This is a genomic window from Sorangium sp. So ce834 (assembly GCF_051521425.1).
Taxonomy (GTDB): domain Bacteria; phylum Myxococcota_A; class Polyangia; order Polyangiales; family Polyangiaceae; genus Sorangium; species Sorangium cellulosum_D.
The window spans coordinates 1618749-1644643 of the sequence record NZ_CP150351.1; the positions used below are offsets into that span (position 1 = coordinate 1618749).

The 25895-nt window shown below is 72.7% G+C and carries 19 protein-coding genes; 11 read left to right on the forward strand and 8 right to left on the reverse strand.

What is annotated here, in order from left to right; translation table 11 throughout:
- Positions 1 to 2 precede the first annotated feature (2 nt).
- Positions 3 to 1886, reverse strand: coding sequence for a S41 family peptidase (locus tag WMF20_RS05910; protein WP_437611421.1), 1884 nt, complete (start codon positions 1884 to 1886; stop codon positions 3 to 5).
- A 477-nt stretch (positions 1887 to 2363) separates the two neighbouring features.
- Here WMF20_RS05910 and WMF20_RS05915 point away from each other — a divergent pair, with 477 nt between their 5' ends.
- Positions 2364 to 3191 (forward strand): sigma-70 family RNA polymerase sigma factor, encoded by an 828-nt coding sequence (locus tag WMF20_RS05915; RefSeq protein ID WP_129573423.1) that lies wholly within the window; start codon positions 2364 to 2366, stop codon positions 3189 to 3191.
- A 91-nt stretch (positions 3192 to 3282) separates the two neighbouring features.
- Here WMF20_RS05915 and WMF20_RS05920 read toward each other — a convergent pair whose 3' ends face one another.
- Entirely contained in the window at positions 3283 to 4104 is an 822-nt protein-coding gene (locus tag WMF20_RS05920) for an MBL fold metallo-hydrolase (RefSeq protein WP_237245092.1), read from the reverse strand.
- 346 nt (positions 4105 to 4450) lie between these two features.
- On the opposite strand from WMF20_RS05920, the gene WMF20_RS05925 reads away from it, so the two are divergent.
- The 3 genes from WMF20_RS05925 (at position 4451) to WMF20_RS05935 (ending at position 8909) form a co-directional block, all read left to right on the forward strand.
- Positions 4451 to 5140 (forward strand): YdcF family protein, encoded by a 690-nt coding sequence (locus tag WMF20_RS05925; protein ID WP_437611423.1) that lies wholly within the window; start codon positions 4451 to 4453, stop codon positions 5138 to 5140.
- A gap of 2 nt (positions 5141 to 5142) precedes the next feature.
- Positions 5143 to 7602: a peptidylprolyl isomerase gene (locus WMF20_RS05930; protein WP_437611425.1), complete on the forward strand. Its 2460-nt coding sequence runs from the start codon at positions 5143 to 5145 to the stop codon at positions 7600 to 7602.
- 182 nt (positions 7603 to 7784) lie between these two features.
- Positions 7785 to 8909 carry a glycosyltransferase family 2 protein gene (locus WMF20_RS05935; RefSeq protein ID WP_437611427.1) on the forward strand — a complete coding sequence of 375 codons (1125 nt, stop codon included), beginning with the start codon at positions 7785 to 7787 and terminating at the stop codon, positions 8907 to 8909.
- Positions 8910 to 8998: 89 nt separating this feature from the next.
- On the opposite strand, the gene WMF20_RS05940 is transcribed toward WMF20_RS05935, so the two are convergent.
- The 3 genes from WMF20_RS05940 to WMF20_RS05950 form a co-directional block, all read right to left on the reverse strand.
- Positions 8999 to 9760 (reverse strand): YdcF family protein, encoded by a 762-nt coding sequence (locus tag WMF20_RS05940; RefSeq protein WP_437611429.1) that lies wholly within the window; start codon positions 9758 to 9760, stop codon positions 8999 to 9001.
- Positions 9761 to 9904: 144 nt separating this feature from the next.
- The gene (locus tag WMF20_RS05945; RefSeq protein ID WP_437611431.1) at positions 9905 to 11728 is read right to left on the reverse strand and encodes an MYXO-CTERM sorting domain-containing protein; all 1824 of its coding nucleotides are present in this window, start codon (positions 11726 to 11728) and stop codon (positions 9905 to 9907) included.
- A 103-nt stretch (positions 11729 to 11831) separates the two neighbouring features.
- Entirely contained in the window at positions 11832 to 13298 is a 1467-nt protein-coding gene (locus WMF20_RS05950; RefSeq protein ID WP_437611433.1) for a PQQ-dependent sugar dehydrogenase, read from the reverse strand.
- A 235-nt stretch (positions 13299 to 13533) separates the two neighbouring features.
- Here WMF20_RS05950 and WMF20_RS05955 point away from each other — a divergent pair, with 235 nt between their 5' ends.
- The 3 genes from WMF20_RS05955 to WMF20_RS05965 are packed head-to-tail and all read left to right on the forward strand — an operon-like array spanning position 13534 to position 16462.
- The gene (locus WMF20_RS05955) at positions 13534 to 14169 is read left to right on the forward strand and encodes an EboA domain-containing protein (RefSeq protein ID WP_437611435.1); all 636 of its coding nucleotides are present in this window, start codon (positions 13534 to 13536) and stop codon (positions 14167 to 14169) included.
- A gap of 22 nt (positions 14170 to 14191) precedes the next feature.
- Positions 14192 to 15076 (forward strand): TatD family hydrolase, encoded by an 885-nt coding sequence (locus WMF20_RS05960; RefSeq protein ID WP_437611437.1) that lies wholly within the window; start codon positions 14192 to 14194, stop codon positions 15074 to 15076.
- Between the two features lie 12 nt (positions 15077 to 15088).
- A complete protein-coding gene (locus tag WMF20_RS05965; RefSeq protein ID WP_437611439.1) occupies positions 15089 to 16462 on the forward strand; it encodes an alkaline phosphatase family protein in 1374 nt (457 codons plus the stop codon).
- 34 nt (positions 16463 to 16496) lie between these two features.
- Here the strand turns inward: WMF20_RS05965 and WMF20_RS05970 are convergent, their stop codons facing one another.
- From WMF20_RS05970 to WMF20_RS05980, 3 genes are read right to left on the reverse strand one after another with little or no spacing between them, the layout of a single operon-like run.
- Entirely contained in the window at positions 16497 to 17378 is an 882-nt protein-coding gene (locus WMF20_RS05970) for a UbiA family prenyltransferase (RefSeq protein ID WP_129573429.1), read from the reverse strand.
- Positions 17379 to 17380: 2 nt separating this feature from the next.
- Positions 17381 to 18727, reverse strand: a complete 1347-nt coding sequence (gene eboE / locus WMF20_RS05975; RefSeq protein ID WP_437611442.1) for a metabolite traffic protein EboE — start codon at positions 18725 to 18727, stop codon at positions 17381 to 17383.
- A complete protein-coding gene (locus tag WMF20_RS05980; protein WP_437611444.1) occupies positions 18724 to 19944 on the reverse strand; it encodes a 3-dehydroquinate synthase in 1221 nt (406 codons plus the stop codon). Before WMF20_RS05980 ends, eboE begins: the two co-directional genes overlap by 4 nt.
- A gap of 246 nt (positions 19945 to 20190) precedes the next feature.
- Here WMF20_RS05980 and WMF20_RS05985 point away from each other — a divergent pair, with 246 nt between their 5' ends.
- The 4 genes from WMF20_RS05985 to WMF20_RS06000 all read left to right on the forward strand — a co-directional run bounded on the left by WMF20_RS05985 (position 20191) and on the right by WMF20_RS06000 (position 25858).
- Positions 20191 to 20799 carry a polysaccharide biosynthesis/export family protein gene (locus tag WMF20_RS05985; RefSeq protein ID WP_437611446.1) on the forward strand — a complete coding sequence of 203 codons (609 nt, stop codon included), beginning with the start codon at positions 20191 to 20193 and terminating at the stop codon, positions 20797 to 20799.
- Between the two features lie 2 nt (positions 20800 to 20801).
- On the forward strand, positions 20802 to 22283 hold the full coding sequence (locus tag WMF20_RS05990; RefSeq protein WP_437611448.1) for an oligosaccharide flippase family protein: 1482 nt from the start codon (positions 20802 to 20804) through the stop codon (positions 22281 to 22283).
- Between the two features lie 174 nt (positions 22284 to 22457).
- On the forward strand, positions 22458 to 23792 hold the full coding sequence (locus tag WMF20_RS05995; protein ID WP_129573434.1) for a nucleotide sugar dehydrogenase: 1335 nt from the start codon (positions 22458 to 22460) through the stop codon (positions 23790 to 23792).
- Between the two features lie 371 nt (positions 23793 to 24163).
- A complete protein-coding gene (locus tag WMF20_RS06000) occupies positions 24164 to 25858 on the forward strand; it encodes a SpoIIE family protein phosphatase (protein ID WP_020733221.1) in 1695 nt (564 codons plus the stop codon).
- The last annotated feature ends 37 nt before the right edge of the window (positions 25859 to 25895 follow it).

Below are 25895 nucleotides of genomic sequence, written 5' to 3' on the forward strand. Positions count from 1 at the left end.
GGTCAGCGCGCCGCCGCCGGGGCGGCGCCGAGCGACCGCAGCGCGCGGCAGATCGTCTCGTCGCGGCAGGGCCCCACCCGCCCCGCGTGCGCCGGCCAGGGCACCTCGCGCACGCGGTGCAGATCGCGCACGTCGGGGCCGCGCCACGGGCCGAGCGCCCGGTCCACCCGCGCTTCCCGCTCGTTCGTCGCCGGCAGCGAGAGCTGCACCTGCGGCACGATGCCGACCTTCTGCACCGGCGCGCCGTCCGGCAGCGCGTAGAGCAGCGTGGTGAGGCGCAGGACGCCGACGTGGGCGTCGTCGTCGAGGTACTCCTGGGCGCACCCCTTGCCGTAGGTGCGATCGCCGATGACCACGCCGCGCCGGTAGCTGCCGATCGCGCCGGCGATCATCTCCGCCGCGCTCGCGGAGTCGCCGTCGACGAGCACCGCGAGCGGCCCGCTCCACCCGCGATCCGAGGGCACGTCGGGCGAGCGCTCCACCTCGACGCCGCCGTCGCGGCGCCGCATCGGGAACAGCGGCACGCCCGGCAGGAACAGCCCCAGCGCGGCGATCGCCCCGTCGGTCGAGCCGCCGCCGTTCGCGCGCACGTCGAGCATCACGCCCCGCGTGTCGCCCTGCGCGCGCGCGTGGTGGAGCGCCGCCGCGACCCGGTCCCCGAGGTCGTCGGGGACGTCGGGGATGGCGATCACCGCGACCTTGCCGTCGCCGAACCGCACCAGATCGAGCGGCAGCTCCGTCGGCGCGGCCTCCGCCGGCTGCGGCCCGATCGGGTGCGGCGCCACGCTCAGCTCGAGCGGCGCCGCGGCGCCGCGCCGGAGCAGCGCCACGCGCGCGGTCGTCCCGGGGCGCACGTCGGCGAGCACGGCGAGCTGCTCGGCCTGCTCGACGCTCATCCCGGAGATCGGGAGATCCTGGATCCGGATCACCACGTCGCCGTCCGCGAGCGGCGCGAGCGCGCCGCGATCGATGCGCACCCCGATCGCGGTGCGGGTCATCTCCTGCCAGAGCCGGGCCGGCGGGTGCGCCTCGAGATCGAGGTCGTAGATGGAGACCTCCTCCTCGAGCGGCGCCCAGGCGCCGTGGGCGTCCAGCTGGGGCACGTAGGCGCGCACCGCGGCCGCGATCACCGTGCGCGCCCAGCCCTCGTCGCTCATCGAGGGCGCCGCGCGCTCGCGCACGGCGTCGGCGTAGCGGGCGAGCGGCTCCCCGAAGTGCGCGCGCAGCGCGCCGACCTCCCGGCCGAGCTCGCGCGCGAGATCCCGGGCGCTCCGCGTCACCTCGCCGTCCTCGAACGGCGCCGCGGCGATCAGCGACCACGCCTCGGCGGCCGTCGCGGGCGGGCGGGCCAGCCCGCGACGGAAGCCCTCGTCGAAGATCCCGTCGAGCTCGCGCGACCACCGGGACAGCTCCTGGCCCACGCGCAGCGCCGCCGAGCACGGCCCGCTGCCCACCGGCGCCTGCAGATCGGCGAGGAGCTCGGTGGCCTCCCGCCGCAGCGCCGCCCCCACGGGCGCGTCGGGCGCGACCGACCACAGCCCGTGCGGATCGAGCCAGTCGGAGGTCGCCTCGGCAAACTTTGCGGGATCGATGCGGAGCGGCGGGGCGGCCAGGGTGGTGCGGGCCTGGGCGACGATGGCGCGCGCCTGCTCGCAGCCGAGCGAGGTCGGCGCCCCGCTGGGCACCGCGATGCCGCGGTCGAGGGCGTTCGGGTCGCAGCCGACGCCGTCGATCTCCTCGTCGTCCGGCGCGAGGGCGTGGAGCAGGGGCCGTGAGAGCCCGCGCCGCGCCTTCGCCGGGGGCGTCTCCGCCTCGCGCGAGAGCAAGGCGAGCGTCGCCAGGCAGGCGGCGATGCACGCGACGGAGCTCGCGACGCGTGTCCTCACTGCTCTCCGGATATCACGACGCGAGCCGCGCGGGCAGGGGCGACCGCGGTCATCGGCGCGCGGGCCGCGGGCGCAAGGGCGACCGCGGTCATCGGCGCGCGGTGCGCGGGGGCAGGGGCGACCGCGGTCATCCGCGCAAGCGTCGCGCGGACGGCCCCGCGGTCGCTGCCCATGCCGTCCGCGCGGGCGGCCCGACCCAAGCCCGAAACCTGGACGCAACATCGTGTTCTCATTCGCCGCTCGCGCGCCGTGGATCTGCGCTCAGCGCCGCGCATCCGTGCTCCTTCGCTTTCCCGCAAAGCTTTCGCGTCCCTCCAGGGATCCGAACACGTTGCGCATTCCAGCGCAAAAAAAGGCGATTTCGTAGGGTTTATCCCGGCATCGGGCCTGCATCTGGCCGGGGGCCGCCCACCGGCTCGCACGGGTCTCTCGACCCACGTCCTCCTTGATCGGCGCGCGGCGGAGAACAAAGGGACCATGAGCACCACCTGGGATCGTGCGGCATTCTCGGCTTATCGTACAGAGCTCGCGAACTACGCCACCCTGAGCCCGGAGGCCGAGCGGGAGCTGGCGTTCCGCTGGCGCGCTGGTGACCGGGACGCGGGCCGGCGCCTCATCGAGGCGTGCCTGCCGTTCGTCATGACGATCGCGCTCGAGTACCGCCGGTGGGGGCTCCCGATGGAGGACATCGTGCAGGAGGGGAACATCGGCCTCCTGAAGGCGGCGGAGCGCTTCGATCCGGACCGCGGCTGCCGCCTGGCGACCTACGCGGCCTACTGGATCCGCGCGGAGATCCGCGAGCACGTGGCGCGGGGGTACCGGATCGTGCGCCTCGGCTCGTCGAAGAGCGAGCGCCGCGCGCTGCGCATCTACCGCAAGACGCACGAGAAGGACCCGGCGGTGCTGGCGGAGCTGAGCGGCCTGTCGGAGGAGCGGGCGGCCGAGCTCTTGCCGCTGCTCATGGCGCGCGACGTCAGCCTGGAGCGCTCTCCGAGCGACGACGGCGTGGCCCCGGTGGAGCGGATCGCGTCGAACTCGCACACGCCCGAGGAGGAGGCGTGCGCCGCCGACGAGCGCGAGCAGCTCTCGCGCGCGCTGCAGAAGGTCGTGAGCGAGCTGTCGCCCCGCGAGCGCCGCATCATGAACCAGCGCTGGCTGACCGACAGCCCCGTGACGCTCGAGCAGCTCGGCGCCGACTTCGGCGTCAGCAAGGAGCGCGTGCGGCAGATCGAGGAGCGCGCGAAGAAGCGGATGCGCGCGCGCATCGAGGAGATCACCCGCGAGCCGATGGCCAGGAGCGCCTGATCCGGAGAGAGCGCTCGGGGTGGGCGGCGAGCGACGCCGCCTCATCCAGAGCGCCGAGCGGCGCCCGCCACGAGGCGGGCGGGGCGCCGCGCTAGATCTCGATGACGGTGCCTTCGCGCGCGGCGATGGTGTTCGGGAAGAGCTCGCGGGCGCGCATTTCCTTCTCGCGCACCATGGCGTCGGTCTGGTTGGGGTCGTGGTGGTGCAGGACGAGCTGCTTGGCGCCCGCCGCCTTCGCGAGCTCGCAGCCCGCGACGAACGTGGCGTGGCCCCAGCCGGTCTTCGGACCGCCGCCCACCTCGCCCGCGTACTCCTCGGGCGTGTACATCGCGTCGAAGATCAGCACGTCGGCGCCCATCGCGAGCTTCTTCAGCTTCGGATCCACGATGGCGTAGTGCTCGGAGTCGGTGATGTACACGACGACCTTCCCCTCGTGCTCGACGCGGTACGCGTAGACGCCGTTCGGGTGGTTGCCGCGCGCGTTGGTCACGCGCACGTCGTCGTTCGGGCCGATCGTGACCACCTCGCCCTCGTAGAGATCGCGGAACGTCATCGCCGCGCCCATCTCCGTGAGGTGCACCGGGAAGCTCGGGTAGTCCATCTGCCCGGCGAGCGTCTCCTCGAGCGTCCGCGAGACGTTGAGGCCGCCGTAGAGGTGGATCTTGTTCCCGCGCACGAACGCGGGCGTGAAGAACGGGAAGCCCTGGATGTGATCCCAGTGCACGTGACTGAAGAACATCCAGGCTTCGAAGGGCATCTCCTTGACCAGATCCTGGCCGAGGAGACGGAGCCCCGTCCCGCCATCGAGGATGACCAGCGTCTCACCGGCACGAATCTCGTAGCAGCTCGTGTTGCCGCCGACTTCGACCGTGCCTGCACCGGGCGTGGGGATGCTTCCGCGAACCCCCCACATCTTGATCCGCATCCTGCCTCGCTCGCTGAACCCCGCCCGTTTCAAGGTAGAGCTATTAGATTCCGAGCGCGGGCAGCGTCAAGCCGGCAGGTGCACCGGGAGCAAGGAAGGTCGCAGACGTGGAGACCTGGCCGGGGGAGCAGGGGCACGGCGCCAATGTAGTTGCGGGGTAGGCGGCGGGGCAGCGACAGGCCGCGGAAGCGCCAGGAAGCCGGCCACGTTACGGCCTGGATCCGGCGGCGCGGGGGCTCGCAGGCGGGGCGGGGGAGGCCGCGGCGGCGGGGAGGCCGCGGCGGCGGGGAGGCCGCGGCGCGGGCGGCGGGCGGCGGCGCGGGAGACGGCGGGGGTGGTGGCGGCGGCGCAGGAGGAAGCGGCGGCGTGGGTGGCGGCGGCGCGGGAGGCCGCGGCGGCGTCCTGGCGGCCGGAGGGCAGGGCCCGCCCCGCGCAGCAGACGCGCGACGGCCACGGCCGATGGGCTATGGTCGGGCGCATGCCGCTCCACGCGGACGCCATCGTCGTCCTCGGCTGCAGGATGCTCCCGTCCGGGCGCCCGGCGGCCCCCGGCGCGCGCCGCGCGGCGCGCGCGGCGCAGGCCTACCGCGACGGGGTCGCGCCGTGGGTGATCGCCAGCGGCGGGCGGCGCTGGGGCGCGCAGATCGAGGCGCGCGTGCTCTCCGCCGAGCTGCTGCGCGCCGGCGTCCCGGCCCGCGCCATCCTGCAGGACCTCTGGTCGCTGACGACGCACGAGAACGCGATCTTCAGCGCGGCCCTCCTGCGCCGCATGGGCGCGCGGCGGGCGGCGATCGTCACCTGCCCCTGGCACATGGCGAGGGCTCTCCAGAACTTCCGCGAGGTCGGGATCGACGCCTGCGCGCTGCCGTCGCCGCACGTGCGCGCTCCGATGGTTGCGCGCGCGTGGCTGCGCGGCCACGAGGTGGTCTCGACGTGGCTCGACGCGCGCGCGATGCGCCGCCGGCAGATCCTCTGCGAGAGCGCCGACTGGCTGCTCGACGGCGCGCGCCGGGGTGAGACGTGATCATGCCGAGAAGGCGACCCTCCTCGCTCCTCGCTCTGCTCCTGCCGCTCGCCGCCTGCACCGGGCAGCCGGCGCCCGGCCCCGCGCCGGACGCGGGGAGCTCCGCGGCGGCGCCGGCCCCGAGCGCCAGCGCGAAGGCGCGGCTCGACGCCCTCCTCGCCGCGGAGCAGCGCCGCGCCGCCCTGGAGGTGACCGCCGCCGATCAGCAGAGCCGCGACGTCGACGTGCGGCGCGCCGCCGCGCGGGCGCTCGCGCGCATCGGCGGCGACGCGGCGCGGCCCGGGCTCGCGCGCGCGCTCGCCGACGAGGACGACGAGGTGATCGCGTGGGCCGCCTACGGCCTCGGGTTCTCGTGCAAGGGCCACGAGGCGGAGACGGTCTCGGCGCTCGTCGCGCGCGCCCTCGCCCGCGACGCCCGCCCGGCTCCGGCGGCCGCGCCGGGCGCCGCCGCGTCCGCGAGCGGCGCTGCGTCGGCGAGCGGCGCTGCGTCGGCGAGCGGCGCTGCGTCGGCGAGCGGCGCTGCGTCGGCGAGCGGCGCTGCGTCGGCGAGCGGCGCTGCGTCGGCGAGCGGCGCTGCGTCGGCGAGCGCCGGCGCCCCCGCGGGAGCGCCGCGGCTCGACGCGGGCGGCGCGCTCGCCCGGGCCATCGGGCGGTGCGGCGCCGACGCGTCGGAGCCGACGCTCGTCGCGTGGCTCGAGGGGCCGCGCGAGCGCGCGATCCACGCGGCGTACGCGCTCGGAGATCTCGCCGCGATCAAGCTCAAGCTGCGCGAGGAGACGCTCGTCGCGCTGCTCAACCTCGCCTCGGGCAGCGCGGCCAGCCCGCCGGTCCCGGAGGCGCTCTACCCGATCGGGCGCCTCGAGCACGTCCCGCTCACGGTCATCCCCCGCATCCGCGACGTCGCCGCCGCGCGGCTCGCGGAGGCGGGCGACGCGCGGCTCTTCGCGGTGCGCGCGCTCGGCCGGGCAGGGGAGGCGGCCGCCCCCGAGCTCGCGCGCGTGCTCGGCACGCGGGGCGTGTTCGCCGCGAGCGAGCGCGCCGAGGCCGCGCGCGCCCTCAAGCGGCTCGGCGCGCCCGGCCAGCGCGCCCTCGCCGACGCGCTCCCCGCGCTCGTCCCGAGCGCGGATCCGATCGCGCTCACGGGCCTCGTGGGCGAGGACCTCGGCGTGCTGCTCACCGCCCTCGACGCGCTCGGCTCCGCGGGCGCCGCGCGCAAGCCGCTCCGCGAGCTCGCCGCCCTGCCGCCGCCGCCGAGCGCGCCCGCGGCGATCCTCCGCCGCGTCGCGTGGCTCCGCTGCGGCGCGGCCAAGCTCCTCGCCGGCGCGAACTACCGCGATCCGCTGCTCCTCGGCTGCGACGTCACGGCGCCTCCGGAGCCGGGGAGCAAGCCGGACGCCACCGCGCCGGTGCGCGGCTCGATCGGCGCCCGGGCGGTCGTCGAGGTGATCGGCCGCGAGGCGATCACGGGCGCGCGGCTCGCCGCGTACCGCGCCTACGCCGGGTCGGGCGACCTGCGCGCGCGGGAGGCCGCGATCGATCTCATCGCCTCGCACGAGGAGATCGCCGGCGCGCCCGACCTGCTCGCGAAGGCGCTCGCCGCGGAGGAGCCGGGCCTCGTCGCCGCCGCGGCGGACGTCATCGCGCGGCAGCCCCAGCGCGCGTCGGAGGCGCCGGCGCAGGGGAAGCGGAAGCGCAAGCGGCGGCTCGACGACAAGGGCGCGCCCGCCGCGGTCACGTCGCCCGCGATCGAGGGCGCGCTGCTCTCGCTCCTCGACCGCCCTGGCGTGCGCGACGATCCGGAGCTGATCGGCGCGGTCATCGACGCGGCGGGCGCGCTCTCGCTCAAGCAGGCCGAGGCGCGGATCGAGGAGCTCTGCCGCTCGAGCTACCCCACGACGCGGGCGCGCGCGGGGACGGCGCTCGGCGTGCTCCGGGGCCGGAAGATCGCGTGCGACGCCGGGCTGCCGGGCGACGCCGGGCGGCCGGCCGTCGCGCCGCCGGCCGGCGAGCTGCCGGCGGAGGCCTCCGCGCTCGCGCGCGCGCCGGCGGCGCTGACCTTCGACACGGACGCCGGCGAGCTCACGATGACGCTCGACCCCGCGCTCGCGCCGGTCGCGGTGACCCGCTTCGTGGATCTCGCGCGCTCCGGTTATTACGACGGCAAGATCGTCCACCGCGTGGTGCCCGGCTTCGTCACGCAGTTCGGCGCGCCGTTCGGCGACGGCGCCGGAGGTCCGCCCGGCAGGCCGGCGCTCCGCTGCGAGACGTCGCCGGTCCCGTTCGAGCCGCTGCGCGTCGGCGTGGCCCTCGCCGGCCGCGACACCGGATCGAGCCAGCTCTTCGTCATGCACGCGCGCGCGCCGCACCTCGACGGCCAGTACGCGGCGGTCGGCGTCGCCGCCGGGCCGTGGGCTGCGCTCGTGGACGGGGACGTCATCCGGAGCGTGAAGGTGCGCGACTGATCGCGCGCGGCGCGCGTCACCGATCGTGCGCGCCGCGCGTCACGCGACGCGCGACGCGCGACGCGCGACGCATTCGACATGGCGCGCGTCGCGTGACGCGCGAGCAACGCGAACCGCTGGGGCTCGGCCGCGTCCATCCATGTCGTTGACAAGCGCCCCCGACCGGCGCTTTACAGTTTAGCGTGGTCATCGCCTCCTTCCTGGCCGTCGCGGTGCTCGTGTACACGTACTTCGGGTACCCGATCGTTATCGGCATCCTGGCGCGCCTCTGGCCCGCGCAGCGGAAGGAGGACCCGAGCTACGTCCCCACGGTGACGGCGTGCATCCCCGTCTACAACGCGGCGTCGTATCTGCCGGCGAAGGTCGAGAGCCTCTTCGCGCTCGACTATCCCAGGGACAAGCTGGAGGTCCTGCTCTACTCGGACGGGTCGACCGACGACACGGTGCGCGTGGCCCAGCAGCTCTCGGAGCGCGATCCCCGGGTGAAGGTGATCGTCAGCGAGGCGCGGCGCGGCAAGCCGATCGGCGTGAATACGATGCTCGGGGTCGCGACGGGCGAGGTGCTGCTCATGACGGACGTCCGCCAGCCGCTCGTGCCCGGTGCGCTGCGCGCGCTCGTGCGGCTCCTGGCCGATCCCGGCGCGGGCTGCGTCTCCGGCAACCTGGTGCTGAAGGGCTCGGCGGGCTCGGGGGCGTACTGGCGTTACGAGAACTGGATCCGCCTCCAGGAGGGGCGGTTCAGGAGCATGGTCGGGGTGACCGGCCCCATCTACGCCATCCGCCGCGCCGACATGAGCAAGCTCCCGGAGGGCGTCATCCTCGACGACATGTGGGTGCCGATGCGGCTCCGGCTCGAGGGCCGCTCGATCCTCTTCGCAGAGGACGCGATCGCGTACGACGACGCCTTCGGCGACGAGCGCGAGTTCGGCCGCAAGGTGCGCACGCTGGCGGGCAACTACCAGCTCTTCTCGCTGCTCCCGGCGCTGCTCGTCCCGTTCCGGAACCCGTCCTGGTTCGAGATCTTCTCTCACAAGCTGCTTCGCCTCGTGTGCCCCTGGGCGCTCGTCGCGCTGGTGCTCACGTCGACGGCCGCGTGGGTCGGCGCCGAGTCGAGCGGCGACGCGTCGTGGACGCTCTATGCGGCGCGCGCGCTGTTCGGCGGCCAGGCGGCGTTCTACCTGCTCGCGTTGCTCGGGGGCGCCGCGGGCAAGCTCGGCGCGCTCGCGCGCACGTTCGTGGTCCTCAACGCGGCGGCGGTGGTCGGCCTGTGGCGCTACGTCCGCGGCTCGCAGAAGGTCACCTGGTAGCGTGAGGCGCGGGGGCGCGGCCGCGATCGACGCGGCCGCGCCCCGAGCAGGCCCGCGCGCTCGCGGCCCGCTCGCCGCGCTCGCGCGGGCTACGGCTCGAGCAGGCCCACGAGCTCGTGGACGGCGCGGTGGGTTCGCAGGAGGGCGAGCGACGACGGGAGCAGCCGCCCCGGCCCCTCGTGCGGCGGCGCCTGGAACCTGACCGGCGCGGGGAGGACGTCGAGGCCCGCGCGCTCGAACATGCGGATCGAGCGCGGCATGTGGAGCGCGCTCGTCACGAGCACCACGGCGTCGGGCGAGAGGCTGCGCGCGATCCGGGCGGAGTGGAGGGCGTTCTCCCGGGTGTCGCGCGACTCGGTCTCCAGGATGATCTTCTTCCTCGGCACGCCCAGCTCGACGAGCAGGTCGGCCATGGCGCCGGCGAGCTCGGTGGGCGCGCGCCGGAGGTCCCGCCCCGAGACGATGACGTGGCCGAAGCCGTAGGTGCGGTAGACCCGCGCGGCGCCGATGCCGCGCTCGATGCCGTCCGCCGTCTGCCGTTCCAGGGCGGGCGTGCCGAACTCGTCGGCGTCGATCCCGGCGGTGAGGACGATCAGGACCCGCCGCTCGGGCGAGCTCTGGGCGAGCTCCGGCCGCAGGTCCCTCGGCGCCGTGCTCATCCGGCGCGAGATCGCGGTGGAGACCGCGGGCAACGAGAGGAGCCACAGCGCGAGCCAGGCGCTCCACGCGAGCGCCCGCCCGACCTTCGACCAGCGCGCGCGGTACGTCCAGCCGCCGCCGGAGAGCGCGAGGCCGATGCCCGCGGCGACGAGGAGCACGAGGAGCGGATCGACGAGGCGGGAGATGGACAAGGTGAGGCTCGCCGCGGAGGCGCTCGGCGCGCTTTATCTATGCCGTCGTCGGGGGGCGAGGCGAGCGAAAAGGGCGCGCCGCGAAGGTGTGGGGCGGACGCGCGGTGCGCCCGCCCCGGCGCTGCTGCTCGTGACGGACGGCGCTCAGCGCCGCCGGTACGCGCGCCGCCGCCGGGCTGCGGCGGAGGCGAGGGCGAGCCCGGCGAGGCCCGCGGGGAGCCACCCGCCGTGGCCGCTCTCGGGCGTCCGGCAGCCGCACCCGCCCGCCTCGCGGGCGCCGTCGCTGCCCTTCGGGCCGTCCCCGCCGCCGCCGCTGGCGTCGCCGCCGCCGCTGGCGTCGCCGCCGCCGGTGTTGTCGGGCGCCTCCCCCAGATCGATCGACGCGTCGGCGCTCGCGACGAGGATGGGCGGCGCCTCGCCGGTCTCCTCGTAGATGGCGTGGAGCCGCTCTCCCCTGTCGTCCGTGACGTTCTCGGATCGCAGGAAGTCGATGTACTCCTTCGTCATCGACTGGTAGTAGACGCGCGCCGAGAGCGTCTGGGCGCCGGAGGCGCCGGCGGGGACGGTGAGCGTGAAGCGCGCCTCGTCGTAGTTGCGGTATCCGCCGTTGCCGTCGCCGAAGTCGATCTCCGGCGTCGGCTGGGTCGTCTGCGACGGCACGAAGCCCTTCGGCGGGATGCGGGTGTCGGAGATGATCATGTCGTGGAGCGCGAGGTGCTCCTCTTTCTCCCCCGCGCCCGCGTCGCCGTTCCAGCGCCCGTGCACGGCCCGGTACTCGTGGGTGGGCGGCTCGTGCTGGATCTCGCCGGTGTCCGCGTCGTAGCCGCCGAGCAGCGGCCGCTCGACGCCGTCCTCGCCGACGAGGAACACGGCGATCCAGGCGCGCCGACTCTCGGCGTAGCCGGTCGGGAACTTGTGGCCGGTGAGGTTCTCGACGCGGACGGTGACGGTGATCTCGTCGCCGGGCCTCGCTTCCCCGGGGGCTTCGACGAGCTCGACCGAGGCGGCCGAGGCGAGGCTCTCGAGGGTGCGGTCGAGCGCGAGCTGGAAGGAGGCCTCGCGCTCCGCGACGAACTCCTTCTCGGCCGCCATGACGGCCTGGATGCCCCAGTGGTTGCCGCCGACGAGGACGTGGTCGCGCGGATCGGTGCGGGGCGGACCGAGATCGGCCACGGCCAGCTCTCCGGTCTTCCTCTTCATGTGGCAGTCGACGCAGCTCCGAGGGTCCGCGCCGCCGTCGCGGAAGTCGCTGGACGCCCACTCCTCGAAGGTCGTATCGAGCGGAAACTCGATCCTGGTCTCGGTGCCGTCCGCGTTCCTCAGCATGACCTCCGGGTTCGTGACCTGGTGGCATTGCCCGCAGAACCGCGAGCCGGCGAGCATGGGGTCCCGCTCGCCGACGTGGGAGTTCGACTCCACGTTCTCGTAGGGCCCGTACATCACGGGCGTGCTGGTGAACCCGGCGGCCTCCGGCGTGGTGTCGAACACGAGCTGCGCGTTGCCGAGGTGGTACGACGGCTCGTCGTCGGGGCCGAGGGTCGGCTTCGCGCGGTGGCACACGTTGCAGCTGACGCCCTGGCCATCGACGATCTTCCCGTCGGACGCGGCGTTCGGGTCGAGCCCGGAGCCGTCCGGCGGCGTCGCCCTCCCGTTCACGAAGCCGACCGGAGTGTGGCAGCGCAAGCAGAACGTGCCGATCCCCGGCACGTCCTGGTTGGCGATCGTGAGCGCCGCCTTGAAGACCGGATCGCGCCACGCGTTGGCCATCATGGTGCCTGCCCACGTGTCCGTGGGCATGTAATCCAGCGAGTCCTGGCCTTCCGCCCGGTGGCATCCGGCGCAGCGCTCGGCGGTGCCGAGGTTGTTCGGCTGCGGCATCTCGCCCGCCTTGGTCCCCTTGAGATCATCGATTCCGGCGGCTGCTCCGCGGCTCAGCAGCCCGAGCGCGAGCACCCAACCAACCCCCAACCTTACCTTCTTCTGCATAGCTAGGATCCAGATCTGGCAAGCTGCTCTTCGGACAGCGTGAACCGACGATGAACGGCGTGATGGCCTCGCGGCGCGCGGCGACCTATTCCGGATCGATCCGGAAGATCTTGCCCCCGTAGGAGACGATGTAGAGCTCGCCCGCGGCGTCCTCGCCGAAGGAGGCGAGGCCCTCGATGGTCCTCACGGAGTCGAGATCCTGGCTGAGCTGGGTGCCGAGATCGCTCGGGCTCGCGGGCGTGGCGACGCCGTCCCGCCAGGTGAACATCCACACCCGATCCGACGCGAAGTCCCCGTACAGGTACTTCCCCCGGAGCGCCGGGATCGTGCTGCCGCGGTAGACGTAGCCGCCGGTGATCGAGCCGTCGCCGTTGTCGTGATCATAGCGCTTGACGGGCGGCGTGATCGTCGGCGAGTCGCACCTGGTTTCCTGATCGTTCTGGAGGCAGACGTCCCCCTCGGTGACGCTCCACCCGTAGTTCTTGTGGCCCTCGCCGCGCGGCTGGACGTTGATCTCCTCGAACAGGCGCCCGCCGACGTCTCCGATGTAGAGATCGCCCCTGCAGCGGTCGAAGCTGAAGCGCCACGGGTTGCGCAAGCCGTAATTCCACACGTACGGGTCTCCACCGGCGACGTTCCCGGCCGGCGGCGTCGGGTGGTTGTCGACGTCGACGCGGAGGATCTTGGCGTACTTCACCGCGAGGTTCTGCCCGTTGTTGTCCGGGTCCGGATTCGAGGTGTCCCCGCCGCCGTCGCCGACGCCCACGTAGAGCATTCCATCGGGACCGAACGCGAGCATCCCGCCGTTGTGGTTGCCGACCAGCACCGGGAACGAGAAGAGCTCGCTGACCTGCGCCGGCTCCGCCTGGTCCGGATTGGACGCTGAACGCTTGAACTCTCGAAGGGCCAGCGTCCTCGACCTCGTGTTGTGGTAGACGAAGAACCGCCCGTTGGTCGCATATTGAGGGTGGAACGCGAGCCCGAGGAGACCTCGCTCATCCTGGTCGTACTGGATCTGCTGGACCTGCGCGGTGATATCGAGGAACGGGGTGCTCTGCACCACGCCTCCGCGGATGAGCCGGATGGTCCCGCCCTGCTCCACCACGTAGAGGCGGCTGGCATCTTCCGGCTCGCTCGTCACGAAGACGGGACTACGCAGGCCGCTGGCCACCTCGGTGAGCTTGAGCGGCGGCACGGTCCCGCCCGGCTCGTCGCACTCGATCGTCCCATGCCCGCCCGCGCCGGTTCCGGTCGTCGCGCCGGCGCCCGATCCCCCCGTTCCGCTCGTCGTCGTCGTCGCCGGACCGCCCCCGCTGCCCGTCGCGGAACCGCCCGTGCCCGTGGTGGCGCCGGAGCCCGAGCCCGAGCCCGGCCCCGAGCCCGGACCCGTTGTGGCGCCGCCGCCCGTGCCGGTTACGCCAGGACCGGCTCCACCGCTGCCCCCTGATCCGTTATTTTCATCGCCCCCGCACCCATTCAAGGTGAAGCTCAGACCGACGACGGCGGCCGCGATGGGCATGAAAGACAAAAGGAAACGCTTCTGGTCCATCATGCCGTAGGAGACTATCCGAACAACGCGCCCCTTGGTATAAATTTCCACCTCATGGCGCCGCATCTCCGGATTCTGCACCCAACCGGGATCGGTGAACGCAACTACAATGCGAGACGCTTCCCTACTGCTGCTCGAAATCCTGTCACGCCGGATTCCGTCTGCGGCCGGCACCTGGCGAGAGCGCGTCGAGCAGGTGACCGGCATTGGTGCGCGCCGTGGCGAGGCTCCTGATGCGGTGGTCGGCGAGACGTCCACCTGGTTCGATCGCGACCACTTCCTGTCGACGTTCACCGCCGCTGCGCGCGCGCTCGGCAAGGCGCCGCTCGCGCTTCGAGCGGACGAGCGCGACGCGCTGGAAGCGGCGTTGGGGGCCACGGCGGTGGAGGGCTGGCGGCTGGACGAGCTGGGCCGGGTGACCCTGCTCGCGCTCGTGTCCAGGCGCCTGCCCGAAATGGAGGTCGAGTCGCTGCTCTGGACTTGCTATCAGCAGGGCGATAGCCGGGAACGGCAAGCGCTCCTGCGCGCCCTGCCGTTCGTGACCGGCGCGGAGCGCTCTCTGCCGCTCGCGGTCGACGCGTGCCGCACCAACGAGCTGCCCGTCTTCGAGGCGATCGCCTGCGAGAACCGCTACCCGGCGGCGTATTTTCCGGAGCTCAATTTCAACCAGATGGTCCTCAAGGCCATGTTCATGGGCGTCGCGCTCGCGCGGATCGTCGGGCTGGAACGGCGGCGGACGAGCGAGCTCGCCAGGATGGCAGAGGACTTCGCGAGCGAGAGGAGGGCGGCTGGCCGGAGCGTCCCGGCGGACATCGGCCTGCTCGCCCCGGAGCACGAGCACGAGCACGAGCGCGCGACGCGCATCCCCGAGTGAAGCGCGCGAGGCGGAGGGACCAGTGAAGCTATTCGATCCTCATATCCACATGACATCGCGGACCACGGACGACTACCAGGCGATGGCCGACGCCGGCATCGCCGCCGTCCTCGAGCCCGCGTTCTGGCTCGGTCAGCCGAGGACGCACGTCGGCACGTTCGAGGACTACTTCGCGTCCCTGCTCGGCTGGGAGCGCTTCCGGGCCAGCCAGTTCGGCGTCCGCCACCTCTGCACGCTGGCGCTCAACCCCAAGGAGGCCAACAACCCGCGCGTCGCGCAGGGCGTCATCGATCTCTTGCCGCGCTACCTCGACAAGGAGGGCGTGGTCGCGGTCGGCGAGATCGGATTCGACGACATGACGCCCGAGGAAGAGAAGTACTTCGCCCTGCAGGTCGAGCTCGCGCGCGCGCACGACCTCCCCATCCTCGTGCACACGCCTCACCGCGACAAGAAGCGGGGGACCGAGCGGACGCTCGCCCTGGTGCGGGAGCTCAAGTTCCCCGAGGAGCGCGTGCTCGTCGATCACAACAACGAGGAGACGCTGCCGCTCGTGCTCGCGACCGGCTGCTGGGCCGGCCACTCGATCTACCCGAACACGAAGATGGACGAAGACCGGATGGTCGCGCTGGTCAAGAAATACGGCGCGGAGCGGATCCTGATCAACAGCGCGGCGGACTGGGGCGTGAGCGATCCCCTGAAGGTGCCGAAGACGGCGGCGCGGATGCGCGAGAACGGGATCGCGGACGAGGTGATCGAGCGGATCGTCTGGAAGAACCCGCTCGCCTTCTTCGCCCAGAGCGGCCGGCTCGATCTCGCGGAGTTCGGCGAGGCGCCCGCCGTGGACCAGCGCGCGCTGTTCGAGGGCAACTCGGTCCTGCGCGGGCAAACCCCCGTCGTCCAGAGCTGACCGAGCGCGCCCATGCACCGCACCGTCGTTCTCAACGTCGTCGGGCTCACCGGCGATCTCCTCGGCGACGCCACGCCGAACCTGCAGCGGCTCGCGCGCGAAGGCGCGATGCGCCCGCTGGAGACCGTGCTGCCCGCGGTCACGTGCACGGTCCAGTCGACCTTCACGACAGGCCTCCTCCCGGGCGGGCACGGCTGCGTCGCCAACGGCTGGTACTTCCGCGACATCGCCGAGGTGAACCTGTGGCGCCAGGCGAACCAGCTCGTGGCCGGGGAGAAGATCTGGGACGCGGCGCGCCGCCGCGATCCGACCTTCACCTGCGCCAAGCTGTTCTGGTGGTACAACATGTACAGCTCGGCCGACTACGCGGTGACGCCGAGGCCGATCTACTGGGCGGACGGGCTCAAGCTGCCGGACATCTACACCGAGCCGGCGTCGCTGCGCGATGAGCTCGTCTTCCGGCTGGGCGAGTTTCCGCTCTTCAACTTCTGGGGCCCGAACGCGGATATCCGGTCGACGGCGTGGATCGCGCGGTGCGCGCGACACGTGTACGACACGCGCCGGCCGACGCTGACGCTCGTCTATCTCCCGCACCTCGATTACAACCTCCAGCGGCTCGGGCCGGACGATCCCGCCATCCAGGAGGATCTGCGCGCCGTGGACGCGGTCTGCGGCGAGCTGATCGACCACGTGCGCAAGGACGGGGCGCGGGTGATCGTCCTGTCCGAATACGGCATCACGCGGGTGTCCGGGGTCGTGCACATCAACCGGGCGCTCCGGGAGCAAGGCCTCGTGCGCGTCCGGGTCGAGCGGGGGCTCGAGAAGCTCGACGCCGGCGCGTCCGAGGCGTTCGCGGTGGCGGACCACCAGGTGGCGCACGTCTATGTGCGCCGCCCGGAGCGCGTCGCCGAGGTGAAGGCGCTGCTCGAGGGGCTGCCCGGCGTGGACGTCGTCCTCGACGAGGAGGGCAAGCGCGCCGCCGGCCTGGATCATCCGAGGTCCGGCGAGCTCGTCGCCGTCTCACGCGAGGATCGATGGTTCAGCTACTACTACTGGCTCGATGACGAGAAGGCGCCCGAGTACGCCAGGACCGTCGATATCCACCGCAAGCCCGGGTACGACCCCGTGGAGCTGTTCGCCGATCCCGCGCTGCGCGCCCTGCCGGCCAGCGTCGCGTGGAGGCTGCTCAAGAAGAAGCTCGGGTTCCGGTACCTGATGGATGTGATCCCGCTCGACGCCGGGCTCGTCCGGGGATCTCACGGGCGGCTGCTCGAGGGGCCCGGGCGCGGGCCCCTGCTCATGTCCAGCTGCGGTTCGCTGCCGCCGGGGGAGAGCGTCCACGCCACCGACGTCGGCAAGGTCGTCTTGAGCCACCTGTTCGATTGATCGGCGGGGCGGGGGCCCTCGCCCCCCCGCTGCGTCACGTCCCCCGCACCACCCGCTGCATCGCCAGCGTCAGCGGGAATCCAAGGAGCGAGAGCGCCGCCGCGCCGCCGGCGCCCGGCGCCCCGCTCCGCGCGATGAGCACCGCGTCGAGCAGCGATATCCCGGCGATGAGCGTCACCACGGCGCGCGGGATCCGGTCCTTCCGCGTCCCCCGCAAGAGCCTCACCGCGTGGAGCACGCAGCCCGCGAGCGCGCCGTACGCGACCGTCCCCATCAGCCCCGTGAGCGGCGCCCCGAGCGTGTAGAGGAACGGCACCGCCATGAAGCCGAGCGCCCACAGGCTGCGCACGGCCAGCAAATTCTCCTGCTTCGCGATCGCCGTCAGCCCGATCAGGTAGAAGAGCAGCGCCATTCCCCCTCCGAGCACCGCGCTGCCGAGCTGCCCCCCCGCCGCGAGCGCCGCGGTCCCGTAGACCAGCACGCGGCACAGCCCCATGAGCGCCGGGCTCAGCGGATTCCCCTTGTGCCAGGCGTCGTACAGCACGATCGCCCCCGCGAGCAGCGCGCTCGCCACGCCCGGCGCCGCGCCCCGGCCCGCGAGGTGCGCGTGGCCGCCCACGAGCAGCACCCCCGCGCCGAGCAGGCCGTACCCCACCGCGAACACCTCGCGGGCGCTCACCAGCCCGGACGGGATCGGCCGCTCGGGCCGCTCGCGCGCGTCGATCTCCCGATCGAACGCGTCGTTGAGGAACATGCCGCCCACGTACATCAGCGACACCGCGAACCCCACCAGCGCCACCTCGGGCGCCCGCAGGCCGGCCCCGGACAGCGCCATGCCGCACAGCACGTTCGTCCAGACCGTCGGCAAGTTCGAGACGCGGCCGAGCCGCAAATACACCCGCGCGCGTGAGCTCATCGTCACACCCTCTCTCCGCTGCCAGCGCCGAGGACGCCGCCATCACCGGCGCCGCCGCTCCCTTCGACCACCATCCGCTCCTCCACCCAGCGGAGCTCCCGCGCCACCGCCTCGACCACGCCGCCGCGCCGCTGATCCTCCGGCAGGACATCCCAGGTATACGTCTCCACCTCGAGGTGCTGCGTCGCGGGCACGTCCCGGAGGTGCGACAGCAGCGCCGCGAGCTCCGGCTGCGTCGTCGCGAGCGCGCCCTCGAACCCCCGGAAGATCGGCATGTGGAAGTGGATGCGCCACTCCTCCGGCCGCGCCTCCGGCGGCGCCGCCCTCGCGCCCTCGAGCGCCGACAGCGCCTCGGGCAGATCCAGGTAGCGGACGAGCTCGCCCCCGGCCGCGCCGCCGCGCCGCTCGACCACCTGGTGCAGGTAGACGACGTCCTCCGCGTACGCGCGCAGCCGCGCCATCGTCGCCGGATCGCGCTCCGCCACGCGCGCGCGCAGCCCGGCGCTGATCTGCACCTTGTGCACGCCGACGCCCGCCGCGCGGAGCGCCGCGAGCGACGCCGGCGCGTCCTCGAACTCGACCGCCATGTGGCACGCGTCGAAGCAGACGCCGAGGTGCTCGCGGAGCGCCTCCTCCGCGGCCGAGACGCTCATCCCGCACAGCGCCGCGAGCTCCCGCGCCCGCTCCCGCGCGAACACGTGCTCGGTGAAGAAGCCGATCGCCTCGGGCGTCGTCTCGAGGAAGCAGCGCGGCTCCGGCTCGAGCGCCAGCGCGACGCGCTTGCCCGTGCGCCGGCGGATCTCGACGAGGTGCGCCGCGTGCTGGACCAGCCGCCGCGCCATCGCCTCCGCGTCGTCCCGCCCGCGCACCCGCGGCCGGAACGCGCCGGGAACGGTGCTGACGCTGCCCATCAGGCCCTCCTCGGCCGGCAAGAGCGCGGCGAGGAGCGTCGCCAGGAGATCGCTGTACGCGAGGCGCTCGTCGGAGAGCCAGTCCGGCAGGTACACGCGCTCCTTCACGGGCGCGCCGTGGAACCGGCCGTAAGGGAACCCGTTCAGCGTGAACACGTACAGCCCGTTCTGCTCGAGAAAGTCGCGGAACGCCTCGAGCTCCGCCGGCGCCGCGAGCTCCGCCGCCGCCCGCGCCGAGAGCCGCAGGCCCACGCCGCAGCGGCGGCGCTCGCCGGTCCCCGCGCGCTCCGCCCCTCCGCCCTCCGGCCGTCCGGCCGCGCGCGACAAGATCTCGAGCAGGTGCGTCTCCAGGCTCCGCTTCACCTCGGGCCACGTCTCGCCCGGGTGGATGTTCGTGCAGTAGGTGAGGTGCGGCGCCCCCGCGCACGCGAGCCTCACGACCGCGCCGCCCCGGCCGCGCCGGCCGCCGCGAGCGCGCCCCGCCGCCCGGCGCGCTCGCGCAGCCGCGCGATCGCCGCGACGATGTGCCGCTCGTCCATCGCGTGCACCTCGCGCGCGCGCCCCACGTCCTCGAGGAGCGTCACCGTGAGCTCTCCGCCGAGGTGCTCGCGGAACTCGTCCAGCCCGTCGAGCACGCAGAGCCGCTCGCCCCGCTCGCCGCCCGGCCGGGCGAGCGCCAGCGCGTCGTCCCACAGCGCGAAGCCGAGCGCCTCGAGCGTCGCGACCACCGCGGCCGACGTCGCCTCGCTGCAGAGGCCGGCGAGCTCCGCGTACAGCGTGTCGATCGCGATCCCGATGGCGACCGCCTCGCCGTGACGGAGCCGGTGCCTCGTGAGCGACTCGAGCTTGTGCGCGGCCCAGTGCCCGAAATCGAGCGGCCGCGCGCTCCCGAGCTCGAACGGATCTCCCGCGGTCGCGATGTGCTGGAGGTGGATCTCCGCCGAGCGGCGCACGAGCTCCGCGAGCGGCGCGAGCGCGCCCGACGCGAGCGCGGGCGCGTGCTCGGACAGCCACGAGAACAGCCTCGCGTCCCGGATCAGCGCGACCTTCACCGCCTCGGCCATCCCGGCCACCTTGTCGCGCAGGGGCAGCGTCCCCAGGAAGCGCGGGTCGATCATCACCGCGAACGGCGGGGCGAACGTGCCGAGCAGGTTCTTCTTCCCGAACGCGTTGACCCCGTTCTTCACGCCGACGCCGGAGTCGGCCTGCGCGAGCACCGTGGTCGGGACGCGCACGACCCGCACGCCGCGGTGCACCGTCGCGGCCGCGTAGCCGGCCATGTCGAGCACCGCGCCCCCGCCGACGATCATCACGAACGACTGCCGATCCATCCCGAGCGCGTCGAGCCTCGCCTGCAGCGCCGCCGTCGCCGCGGCGTCGTTCTTCGCCGCCTCGCCGCCGGGCACCACGATCGGTTCGGCCGCGAGCGCGAGCCTGTCCGCGTGCGCGCCCACGTACCGCGCGATGTCCTCCGCGAGCGACGGCCACGCCGCGGCGACGCCGCCGTCGATCACCGGCAGCACGCGGTGGCGCCGGCGCGGCTCCTTCGAGGCGATGGCGGACGCGAGATCGCCGTTGCTCGGCGAAAAGACGCCGTCCGTGAGGTAGACGGGGTACTCGAAGGGGACGGCGATCCGTTGGAGATGAAGCAGCATCAAAGCCGAGCTTTGAGAGCGGCCATCGGGCCGTCAAGCTCGTTCCGCGCGAGGATCCCGCGCCCTGCCGCAGGATGAAAACTTCCCCTTGGCGGCGGACGGCCTTCCTGCAATGCTGGCGCCGCTCGTGGGCTGCGCGGCCATACGGCCGCGATCGCCTCGTGATTCGCAACCCTGTACTGCCTGACATCCTCCTCAATGCAGACGCCCATGGAAGGCAAAGCCCGTCCCAAGAAACGGTCCTTCATGAGAGGAGTGCTTTTGACAGCGGCGGCGGCGGCCCTCGCCGCGCTCTCGGCCGGGTGCGCGCCCACGTACGTCTACAACCCGGCCAACTACGCGAAGGAGTACGATCCACGCAAGCACGAGTACGTGATCGGCGTGGGCGACCAGATCCGGGTCAACGTGTGGCGCATGGCCGACCTGTCGAGCGAGGCGCTGGTCAGGGCCGACGGGTACATCACGATGCCGCTCATCGGCGACGTCTACGTCGCCGGCAGGACGCCGACCCAGGTGCGCGAGGAGCTGAAGCGGCGGCTCTCCGAGTTCGTGAAGGACGAGACGGCCGTGATCACCGTCGCCGTGACCGGAATCAACAGCTACCGGTTCGTGGTCAGCGGCAACGTCGCGCGCGCCGGCATCTTCAACGCGAACTACTTCGTCTCGGTCTCCGAGGCGCTCGCGATGGCCGGCGGCCCGAACCAGTTCGCCTCGACCGATCAGATCCTGCTCATCCGCATGGATAGCCCGGGCAAATTCCGGCACATCCCCATCAACTACGACGATATCGCCTCGCGCAAGCGGCCCGAGCAGGACCTCGTGCTCAAGGCGGGCGATACCGTCTTCGTGCCCTGACCGTGGCCGGCTCCTCGGCGCTCGCCCGCAAGGCCGTCCTCGGCGCGGTCTGGACGATCGCGACCGGGCTCGGCTCGCGCGTCATCGGGCTGATTGGCACCCTCGTCCTCACCCGGTTCATCGCGCCGGACGTGTACGGCGAGGTCTCGGCCGCGTCCGTCGTCATCATGACGGCGCACTTCGTGTCGAGCCTCGGCATCGGCCAGTACATCGCGTCGCAACCGCAGCTCGACCGCCAGACCGTCTTCAACGCCACCGTCTATTTCCACGCGGCGGGGCTGCTCGCCATCGGCGTCATCTATCTCCTGCGGGAGCCGATCGCGGTGCACCTCGTCGGCGCGCCCGGGATGCTCGAGTTCATGCCCGGGCTCATCCTCGCGATGATCATCGATCGGATCTGGTACGTCCCCGATCGCCTGCTCATCCGCGAGATGCGCTTCCGCAGCGTGAGCCTCCGCAACGCGGCCGGCGAGCTCACCTACACCGCGGCGTCGGTCCTCCTCGCCGTGCGCGGCTGGGGGGGCAACGCCATCGTGGTCGCGACGCTCCTGCGCGCCGTCGTGCGCGTGGTCACCACGGTCCCGGCGGTGAAGCTCGCCGAGTGGCTGACGCCGAGCCCGCTGTCGCGCGAGAAGGCGCGCGACCTGTTCGCCTTCGGCATCCCGCTCAACTTCGGGTCGCTGGCGCACTTCGGGGCCTCGAAGTGGGACAACCTCGTCATGATCCGGCTGTTCGGCGAGCAGGTCGGCGGGCTCTACAACCTCGCGTGGAACCTCGCCGACATCCCGGCCTCCCAGGTCGGCGAGCGCATCGGCGACGTGCTCGTCCCGTCGTTCTCGAAGCTCGAGCCGGAGCAGCGCAAGGCCGCCCTGGTCCGCGCGCTCACGCTGCTCTCGCTGCTCATCTTCCCGCTCGCCGTCGGCCTCGGCGCGGTCGCCCCGACGATCCTCAACGACACGTTCTTCAACGAGGCCTGGGAGCCGGCGGGCCCGCTCCTCGCGGTGCTGTCGGCGCTCGGCGTCACCCGCCCGATCGGCTGGGTCATGGCCTCGTACATGCAGGTCTACGGCCGGACGCAGGCGATCATGATCCTGGAGTGGCTCAAGGTGGCCGCGATCGTCGGCGGCATCGCGCTGCTCGGCGCGATCGGCGGCGTGCTCTGGGCGTGCGCCGGGGTCGGCGTTGCGTTCGGGGTGCACGCCCTCGGGAGCCTCTGGGTGGTGAAGCGCGCCGACGGCGTGCCGTACATGCGGCTGCTGCGCCCGCTGGCCCGCCCGCTGATCGCGTGCGTGCCCATGGTCATTGCTGTGCTCGCCGTCCGTTACGCGATACGGCCGCTCGGCGAGCTGCCCCGCGGCTTCCGCCTCGGCGCCGAGGTCCTCGCGGGCGCGGTGGTCTTCGCCGGCTCCGCGCTCGTCATCGCGCGGCAGGCGTCGCGCGACTTCCTCCAGCTCGCCCGCGAAGCGGTGCGCCGCCGTCGCTGACGTGTGACGCGTGTCGCCGACCGCCGGCCGCCGTCGCTCTCCTCCAGGCGGCCGCGAGGACCGCTTTCGACAATCGAGCGAAATTTGGGGGCCTGTGGTAGCGTCGGGCCCCTCTCTTCAACATGGGTCGGGATCCGCGTGGCGGCTCCCCTCCACCACTGGAGATCAAAGGAAATGGCAGAGACGCATCCCGCTGCGGTCGAGAGCCTCCTGGCGAAGATCAACTCGCGCGAAGCCCAGGTGGGCATCATCGGCATGGGCTATGTCGGCCTGCCGCTGGCGCTCACGTTCATCGAGAAGGGCTTCCGCGTGCTGGGCTTCGACGTCGACCCCGAGAAGGTCACCGCGCTCAGCGAGGGGAAGAGCTACATCAAGCACCTCGATCCTTCGCGCGTCGCGGCGGCATCCAAGACGGGTCGGTTCGAGGCGACGGCGGACTTCGGCCGGCTGAACGAGCCCGACGCCATCCTCATCTGCGTCCCCACCCCGCTGACCGCCCAGCGGGAGCCCGACATGAGCTACGTCGTCGGCTCGGCCCAGAAGATCAAGGAGCGGCTGCGGAAGGGGCAGCTCGTCGTCCTCGAGTCGACCACGTATCCCGGCACCACCGACGAGCTGGTCAAGGGCATCCTCGAGCAATCAGGCCTCCGCATGGGCGAGGATTTCTACCTCGCCTTCTCGCCCGAGCGCGAGGACCCGGGCAACCGCGACCACAGCACCGCGACCATCCCGAAGGTCGTCGGCGGCGTGGATCGCGCGTCGCTGGCCCTCTCGCAGGCGCTCTACTCCCAGGCGATCGCGCGCACCGTGGCCGTCTCGTCGGCGCGCGCGGCCGAGGCGGCGAAGCTCACGGAGAACATCTTCCGGGCGATCAACATCGCCCTCGTGAACGAGCTCAAGGTCGTCTACGACGCCATGGGCATCGACGTCTGGGAGGTGCTCGACGCCGCCTCGACAAAGCCGTTCGGCTTCATGCGGTTCAACCCGGGCCCGGGCTGGGGCGGCCACTGCATCCCGCTCGACCCGTTCTACCTCGCCTGGAAGGCGCGCGAGTTCGGCGTGTCCACGAAGTTCATCGAGCTCGCGGGCGAGGTGAACGTCGAGATGCCGCACTACGTGGTCAACAAGCTCCAGCTCGGGCTGAACGAGCGCGGCAAGCCGATGAAGGGCACGAAGGTCCTGCTCCTCGGCGTCGCCTACAAGAAGGACATCGACGATCCGCGCGAGAGCCCCGCGTTCGAGATCATCGAGCTGCTGCGCCGTCTCGGCGCCGTGCTCAGCTACCACGACCCGCACGTGCCCAAGCTGCCGCGCATGCGCACCTGGCCGCACCTGCCGGAGCTCTCGTCGGTGCCCCTCAACGAGGACACGCTCAAGAGCCACGACGCGGTCATGGTCGTCACCGATCACTCCGTGGTCGATTACGACTTCGTGCTCAACCACGCCGCCCTGATCGTCGACGCCCGCGGCGTCTACCGCAACGTGCACCCCAAGGTGATCAAGGCCTAGCCGAGGGCGCCCCGAGCGGCACGACGGCGCCCTGCCGGCCCGCGTGCGCCGCGCCTGCGGGCGCGGGCGCGGGCCGGGGCGGCGGTTTGGTGACCGGGCACCCATCGGCGGCGTCCTCGCCGCCTTGCCGGCCCGCGCCGCGGCGTGTCGCTCAACGCCCGTGCTGTGGGCGCCGCGGCGCGGAAATGCTCGGCGAGCGTCCGCCAGCGTCCGTGAGCGTCCGCCAGCGTCTCAATGACGGCCTTTACGTACGCGGATCTCGCCGCGCTCGCGAAATCGCGAGCATCCCCTTGATGTCAGGGCGCCGGTTCGGTACCCATCGAAGACGGTCCATGTCCACGCCGCCGCCCATGGTCGGGCCAGGTCGAACGATGTCGCCTGCAGATGAGAACCTGGGCCCTGCGCCGTCGAGCTCGGATTGGAAGGGCCACCTGGAGATCCGGCTCGGCGATCTCCCGGGGACGCGGCGGCCGCTGACCGAGTCGCACATCGTCATCGGCAGGGCGCCGGGCGTGCAGCTCACGCTCGACCACTACACGGTCTCCCGGCGCCACGCGGAGCTCTTCTGCGATCCGTTCGGCCGGTGGTGGATCCGCGACCTCGGCAGCACCAACGGCACGCTCGTCAACGACGAGCGGATCAACGAGAAGGTGCTGAAGCCGGGGGATCGCATCGGGATCGGCGACTACATCCTCGAGTTCCAGCTCACGGCGCGCGCCCCCCGCGTGCCGCTCGACCCGGGCGGGCTCCATTTCGAGGAGGACAAACCGACCGCGATCCGCAAGCTCGGCGAGCTCGATCCGCCGCGGATCGCCGCGAAGCACCTGTTCACCCTGATGGACCTGTCGCGGCGGCTCCTCAGCATCGAGGACGCCACGGACCGGTTCGACGCGCTCTGCCAGCTGATGGTCCGGGAGGACTTCCACGGCAGCATGGCGCTCGCCCTGCGGCTCCGGCAGAACGGCGCGCTCACGATCCTGTCCGGGCCGCACCGCCCGTTCCAGTCGCTCCGGCGCGAGGACTCGGTCGCCCCGCCGTACATCTCGCGCCGCGTGCTCGCGGCCGTGCAGGACACGCGCGAGCCGGTGCTCGCCGGCAACCTGGTGAGCGACAGCGCCACGGTCGAGCTCACGATGTCGCGCGACGTCATGGCGCTCTGGGTCGTCGCCTGCCCGCTGCGCGTCGAGGAGCAGCTGATGAACCTGCTCTACGTGACCCTGCCGCCCGACTTCGGCAGCGTCGAATGGCTCGGGCTCATCGCGCTCGCGGCGGAGGTCTACCAGCAGGCCGAGTCGGCGTGGGAGGCGCGGCGCCACGCGCAGGCGCACGCGGCGATCGAGCGCGAGCTCGAGATGGCGCACCAGATCCAGCGGACGTTCGTCCCGAAGCGGCTGGAGTTCAAGGCGCTCGACGTGGCGCTCGGCTTCGAGCCGTGCCGGTGGGTCGGCGGCGACTACGTGGACATCGTCCCGATGCCCGACGGCCGGCTGATGCTGGCGGTGGCGGACGTGTGCGGCAAGGGGCTCCAGGCCGCGCTCATCGGGTCGAGCGTGCACACGATGGTGCGGGCGACGGTCGACGCGGGCCGCGGCATCACGGGCATGATGGACCGGCTGAACGCCTACCTCTGCGAGTACCTGCCCGAGCAGTCGTTCGTGACGATGGTGGCGGTCGCGCTGGACCCTGCGACGGGCCGCATGGAGTGCGTCAACGCGGGGCACCCGCCGGCGCTGGTGGCGACGGCGGAGGGCGGCCTGCGGCACCTCCAGGCGGCGGTCAACCCGGCGCTCGGGATCGGGCCGGTGCCCATGGAGGCGCACCAGAGCGTGCTCGCGCCGGGCGAGGTGCTCGCGATGTACACGGACGGGCTCACCGAGCTGCGCAACTCGTCGAAGCAGATGCTCGGGCTGCACGCGCTCGGCACCGGCTTCGCCAAGCTGTGCGCGGCGAGCGCGGGGCGGCCGGTGGCGTCGATCGCCGACAAGCTCACGCAGATGCTCGAGGAGTTCCGCGGGGACCAGCTGCCCGAGGACGACAGGGCCTTCCTGCTCGCGCGGCGTACCTGACCTGAGGCCTCCCCCGTGGGCCTACGGTGGGCGTGTG

What these genes read in the sequence shown, in the direction of transcription:
- WMF20_RS05985 (WP_437611446.1), top strand. Translation starts at nt 20,191, where the DNA reads ATGAGAGGAGTGCTTTTGACAGCGGCGGCGGCGGCCCTCGCCGCGCTC.
- WMF20_RS06000 (WP_020733221.1), top strand. Translation starts at nt 24,164, where the DNA reads ATGTCGCCTGCAGATGAGAACCTGGGCCCTGCGCCGTCGAGCTCGGAT.
- WMF20_RS05980 (WP_437611444.1), bottom strand. Translation starts at nt 19,944, where the DNA reads ATGCTGCTTCATCTCCAACGGATCGCCGTCCCCTTCGAGTACCCCGTC.
- WMF20_RS05950 (WP_437611433.1), bottom strand. Translation starts at nt 13,298, where the DNA reads ATGATGGACCAGAAGCGTTTCCTTTTGTCTTTCATGCCCATCGCGGCC.
- WMF20_RS05965 (WP_437611439.1), top strand. Translation starts at nt 15,089, where the DNA reads ATGCACCGCACCGTCGTTCTCAACGTCGTCGGGCTCACCGGCGATCTC.
- WMF20_RS05915 (WP_129573423.1), top strand. Translation starts at nt 2,364, where the DNA reads ATGAGCACCACCTGGGATCGTGCGGCATTCTCGGCTTATCGTACAGAG.
- WMF20_RS05970 (WP_129573429.1), bottom strand. Translation starts at nt 17,378, where the DNA reads ATGAGCTCACGCGCGCGGGTGTATTTGCGGCTCGGCCGCGTCTCGAAC.
- WMF20_RS05995 (WP_129573434.1), top strand. Translation starts at nt 22,458, where the DNA reads ATGGCAGAGACGCATCCCGCTGCGGTCGAGAGCCTCCTGGCGAAGATC.
- WMF20_RS05920 (WP_237245092.1), bottom strand. Translation starts at nt 4,104, where the DNA reads ATGTGGGGGGTTCGCGGAAGCATCCCCACGCCCGGTGCAGGCACGGTC.
- WMF20_RS05930 (WP_437611425.1), top strand. Translation starts at nt 5,143, where the DNA reads ATGCCGAGAAGGCGACCCTCCTCGCTCCTCGCTCTGCTCCTGCCGCTC.